Genomic DNA, 5,113 nt, shown 5'->3' with positions numbered 1-5,113 from the left:
CATCAGTTCCAGATAATGTTCTTAAGAAAGCAATAACTGCATTAACTTCTGTTGCAGTAAGATTTAATTGTTGTCCTAAACCTCCTGGTCTTAATCTTGGATCTAAATTATTATTTCCAGGCGCAATATTAATAGTTCCATAATGTCCAATTGCGGCTTGTAATGAAGTAATTACACCTGTGTGCATCATTGGTCCATTAGTAGTACCATCTGTCTTTACTAAATCGCGTAGTGTTGGAGCTTTTGTATTTCCAGTATCAATGCCTGTTCCAGCAATAGTTCCAATAATACCATTATTTAAAGTGTTAGGATCAATATCAAATTCAGGAGCTCTATGACATCCTGCACATCCTAATCCGCCACTAGTTCTTACACCATTCGGATTAAATACGGGTGGTGTTAAAAATAAATTTTTACCTTGATTTTCCTGTGCAGTAAAATTTGAAAAAGGTTGCCCATCATTTGTAGCTAAAGCTCTACCTGCATCATATTTAGAATCAAATGATTGAATACTTCTAATAAATTGTGCTAAAGCATTTTGAATTTTATTTTCTGTTATTTCTTCTGAACCATAAACAAATTTAAATAGTTCTCTGTAATAACCAATTCCGTTTAATCTTGTAATTAAATCGTCAAATGATAAATCACCATTTTCTCCACTAAATCCCATTTCTCCATGGTCTTTAATTGGCATTGTGGTTTGAGTTTCTAGGTTAATTGCGCGTTCATTCCAAAAGAACTTAGTTTCGGTAGCAAATCTTGAATTTATTAAACGCATTGAATGACGACCAGTTGAAGCGTTAACTCCTGTACTCGCAACATTAGTATCACTAAAAGCAAATTCTTGTTTATGACAGCTAGCACAAGAAATTGTGTTATTTGATGATAGATTTTTATCATAAAACAATACTCTTCCTAAAGTAGCGCCTTTATCTGTTATAACATTTCCTTGAGAATTATTTTTCGTAATATAGGGTGGAACAATTTGATTGGCATAATTTGCTAAATTGTTTAAATCTATTGAAGAACCAAATTCAGCTTCTACAAATGGGTATGACGGAATTACTTCATAATTATCATCAGAATTATTACTACAAGAAGTCAATACGAAAATGACAAAAAGACCTAAAAAAAAATGGTTTTTCATAATTGATTGTTTTAAGATTATTTTAGTAAGACAATGATTTATAAAAAAGGTTTAATTGAACTTTGACTTTTTTTATACTTTAAAATATTCCTATATTTGAACTTTATTACAGAAACAAACTAATACAAATATTTACCATGAAATTATTAGAAGGAAAAGTTGCCATTATTACTGGTGCAAGCCGTGGAATTGGTAGCGGTATAGCTAAAGTTTTTGCAGAACAAGGAGCAAATGTTGCATTTACTTATAGTTCGTCTGTAGAATCGGCAATGGCTTTAGAAAATGAATTAAATGCTTTAGGAATTAAAGCTAAAGGATACAAATCAAACGCTGCTGATTTTAACGAAGCACAAAAATTAGTTGATGACGTGATTGCTGAATTTGGTACAATCGATGTTTTAATCAATAATGCGGGTATCACTAAAGATAATTTATTAATGAGAATGTCGGAAGAAGATTTTGATAAAGTAATTGAAATCAACTTAAAATCGGTTTTCAATATGACAAAAGCGGTACAAAAAATCATGCTGAAAAACCGTAAAGGTTCTATCGTAAACATGAGTAGTGTTGTAGGAGTAAAAGGAAATGCGGGTCAAGCTAACTACGCAGCATCAAAAGCAGGTATGAACGGATTTACAAAATCAATCGCGTTAGAATTAGGTTCAAGAAATATTCGTTGTAATGCAATTGCTCCAGGATTCATCGAAACAGAAATGACAGCAAAATTAAACGAAGATGTTGTTAAAGGATGGAGAGATGCTATTCCATTAAAACGCGGAGGAACTCCAGAAGACGTAGCAAACGTTTGTGTTTTCTTAGCTTCTGACATGAGCGCTTATGTAACAGGACAGGTTATTAATGTTGACGGAGGAATGTTAACGTAATAGTTAAAACTATAAATGACAACAAGCACAATTTTACTTCTCATCTTATCAGTAATTATTGCTGCTGGATTGTCGTTTTATCAATATTTGTATAAAGTCAAAAACCAGTCAAAATTGTATTGGTTTTTGGCTTTTTTACGTTTTATAAGTTTGTTTTCGATCTTTTTATTGCTAATTAATCCAATTATTAGTAGAAAAATAATCGAAATCAAGAAAACACCTTTACCCATAGTTGTAGATAATTCCAAATCTATATCCGAATTAAAAGCAACAAAAGAAGCGTCAGAGTTATATCTAAAAATTGCAGAAAATAAAGCTATTACAGAAAAATATGATGTGCAATTATTTTCGTTTGCAGAGGAATTTCAATCTTTAGAAAAGCTAGATTTTAATGGAAATCAATCGCATATTGATGGTGTTGCTAAGAATGTGAAACAATTGTATAGAAATACCAATTATCCTATAGTTTTATTTACCGATGGAAATCAAACTATGGGAAATGATTATGTATTTAGTTTTCAAGAGAACACAAGTGTTTTTCCACTAGTTTTAGGCGATACTACTACTGTGTTGGATTTAAATATTAACCAAATCAACGTAAATAAATATGCTTTTTTAAAGAACAAATTTCCGGTTGAAGTATTTTTACAATACAATGGAAATGAAACGATTACATCTAATTTTTCAATCCAATCTGGGAATCTAACGGTTCACAAACAAATGGTTACTTTTTCAAAAGATAAAAAAGCCCAATCGGTTATCGTTTTATTAAATGCTAGTAATGTTGGAATTGCTAAATACAAAGCTGTAATTTCTTCTAATATTAAAGAGAAAAACACCGTTAATAATGCTAAGAATTTTGCTGTTGAGATTATCGATCAGCGAAGTGAAATTGCTCTAATTTCAGCTATAAATCATCCGGATTTAGGGGCTTTGAAGAGAAGTATTGAAACTAATCAACAACGAAAAGTTTCAATTATAAAACCAAATGAAATTAAATCGTTACAAGATTTCAATGTTTTAATTTTGTATCAACCTACAGCTGCTTTTAAATCGATATTTGATCAAAATAAGGTAGCCCAAATCAATACGTTTGTGATTACTGGAACGGCTACAGATTTTAATTTTTTAAATCAAATTCAGGACGATTTGAATTTTAAAATGTCAACATCAAAAGAAGATTATTTGGCTACGTTTGAATCCAATTTCAATTTGTTTGCTCAGTCGAATATTGGTTTTGAAAATTTTCCACCTTTAGAACATAGTTTTGGAGTAATTACAGCAAAAAATAATGTAAATACCTTACTATCGGCTAGAGTTAGAAATGTTCCAGTTCAGAATCCAATTTTAACTTTTACGGAAAATGGAAGTAAACGTGAAGCTTATTTATTGGGTGAAAACATCTGGAAATGGCGTTTGGAAAATCACTTAAATAAGAAGTCTTTTGAAGATTTTGATTTGTTTACAGATAAAATCATTCAGTTTTTAGTTTCCAATGCGTCAAAAAAGAATTTGAATGTTACTTACGAGAGTTTCTATAATTCAGGTGAAAGTATTGAAATTACAGCCGAATATTTCAATAAAAACTACGAATTTGATGAAAAAGCACAATTGACAATTCAAGTCACAAATTCTAAAACAAAAGCGATTAAGAAATATGATTTATTGAAATCTACAAATTCCTACAGAGTAAATTTAGACGGAATAGAAGCTGGAAATTATTCGTTTAAAGTTACCGAAAAACAATCTAATACGAGTTTTACGGGAAGTTTTGAAGTCTTAGATTTTGAAATCGAGAAGCAATTCGTAAATCCAGATAAAAACCGATTGGAGCAATTGGCTACAAATACAAATGGAAAAGCGTATTATCCAAATCAAATTGAGAATTTAATTCAGAGTTTGATAGCTAATGAAAAGTATATCCCTACCCAAAAAGAGAGCATTAATAAATTACCTCTAATTGATTGGATTTGGTTGTTAATTCTTGCCATTACAGCTTTAAGTTTTGAATGGTTTATCCGAAAATATAACGGGCTATTGTAATTTAAGTAAATCTTAAATTTTAATTAAGTGATTCTTAAGTGTTCTTAAATTTATAAATTACACCTTTGATTAAACAAAATAAATATGAAATTATTTGATTCAACATCTAAACGTTATCAATTATTATTGGGATTTTCAGCATGGTATTTGTTGTTTTCTTTTTTTATAAGAATTATCTTTTTATTCTGGCAACTCGATGAAATAGATATTTCATTTATATCCTTATTACGTATTCTTTTTACCGGAGTTTTTTTTGATTTAGGTGTTTTATCGTTTTTATATGTAATAAGTACGCTCTACATATTAATTATACCTAGTAAATTTATTGGTAAAAAATTAGACAGAATAGCAATATATTCTAGTTTTATTTTGTCCTTACTCATATTTGTTTTTACTTTTTTTGCTGAAATTACTTTTTGGGACGAGTTTAAATGCCGTTTTAACTTTGTTGCGGTAGACTATCTAATTTATACATTTGAGGTAGTTCAAAACATACATGAATCGTATCCTTTGTACATTTTGCTTCCTTCGATTTTTTTAATTGTTGCAGTTATTTTTTACTTTTTTTATAAAAATAATTTTTTTAAAGAAACTTTCGAAGCTAAAATAACTGTCAAAAAACGAATTTTACCTTTTTTCATTTCAATCTGTTTGATGTTTTTTTTCGTCTTATTTATTCAAAATTCTGATGCTGAATGGTCTAAAAACAGATATAACAATGAAATATCAAAAGCTGGTATTTATTCTTTCTTTGCTGAATTCAGAAACAATAAATTAGATTTTAAAACATTTTACCCATTCATTTCTGATCAAGATGCATTTCAAATCATTCGTAATAATTTAACCGATGACAATATAAAGTTTGTTACTAATGATTTTTCTATCAAAAGAGAAATTTCAGATTCTTTAAATTCTGATGTTAGGCCAAATGTTATTTTTGTTTTAATGGAAAGCATGAGTGCTAGTTTTATGAGCGAATTTGGAAATGAAAAAAAAATTACTCCATTTTTAGACAGTATTGCAAATCAAGGTATGTTTT

At 29.3% G+C, this 5,113-nt stretch carries 4 protein-coding genes; 3 read left to right on the top strand and 1 reads right to left on the bottom strand.

The features are described 5' to 3' along the window. On the bottom strand, positions 1–1,147 hold a 1,147-nt coding region (locus B4I81_RS10385; protein WP_291110370.1), incomplete at its 3' end, for a cytochrome-c peroxidase. A gap of 137 nt (positions 1,148–1,284) precedes the next feature. Here B4I81_RS10385 and fabG point away from each other — a divergent pair. The 3 genes from fabG to B4I81_RS10370 form a co-directional block, all read left to right on the top strand. Beyond that, positions 1,285–2,031 carry a 3-oxoacyl-[acyl-carrier-protein] reductase gene (gene fabG, locus B4I81_RS10380; protein ID WP_073585008.1) on the top strand — a complete coding sequence of 249 codons (747 nt, stop codon included), beginning with the start codon at positions 1,285–1,287 and terminating at the stop codon, positions 2,029–2,031. Positions 2,032–2,046: 15 nt separating this feature from the next. Beyond that, a complete protein-coding gene (locus B4I81_RS10375) occupies positions 2,047–4,074 on the top strand; it encodes a hypothetical protein (protein WP_291110367.1) in 2,028 nt (675 codons plus the stop codon). 84 nt (positions 4,075–4,158) lie between these two features. Then, positions 4,159–5,113, top strand: a 955-nt coding sequence (locus B4I81_RS10370) for an LTA synthase family protein (RefSeq protein WP_414655099.1), incomplete at its 3' end; no start/stop codon positions are given.

The organism is Flavobacterium sp. UBA6195, assembly GCF_002422095.1.
Taxonomy (GTDB): domain Bacteria; phylum Bacteroidota; class Bacteroidia; order Flavobacteriales; family Flavobacteriaceae; genus Flavobacterium.
This window is presented reverse-complemented; position numbering and strand designations above follow the sequence as displayed.

Bases quoted from the DNA above. Each gene is read 5' to 3' on its own strand.
- fabG (WP_073585008.1), top strand. From the start codon at position 1,285: ATGAAATTATTAGAAGGAAAAGTTGCCATTATTACTGGTGCAAGCCGT.
- B4I81_RS10375 (WP_291110367.1), top strand. From the start codon at position 2,047: ATGACAACAAGCACAATTTTACTTCTCATCTTATCAGTAATTATTGCT.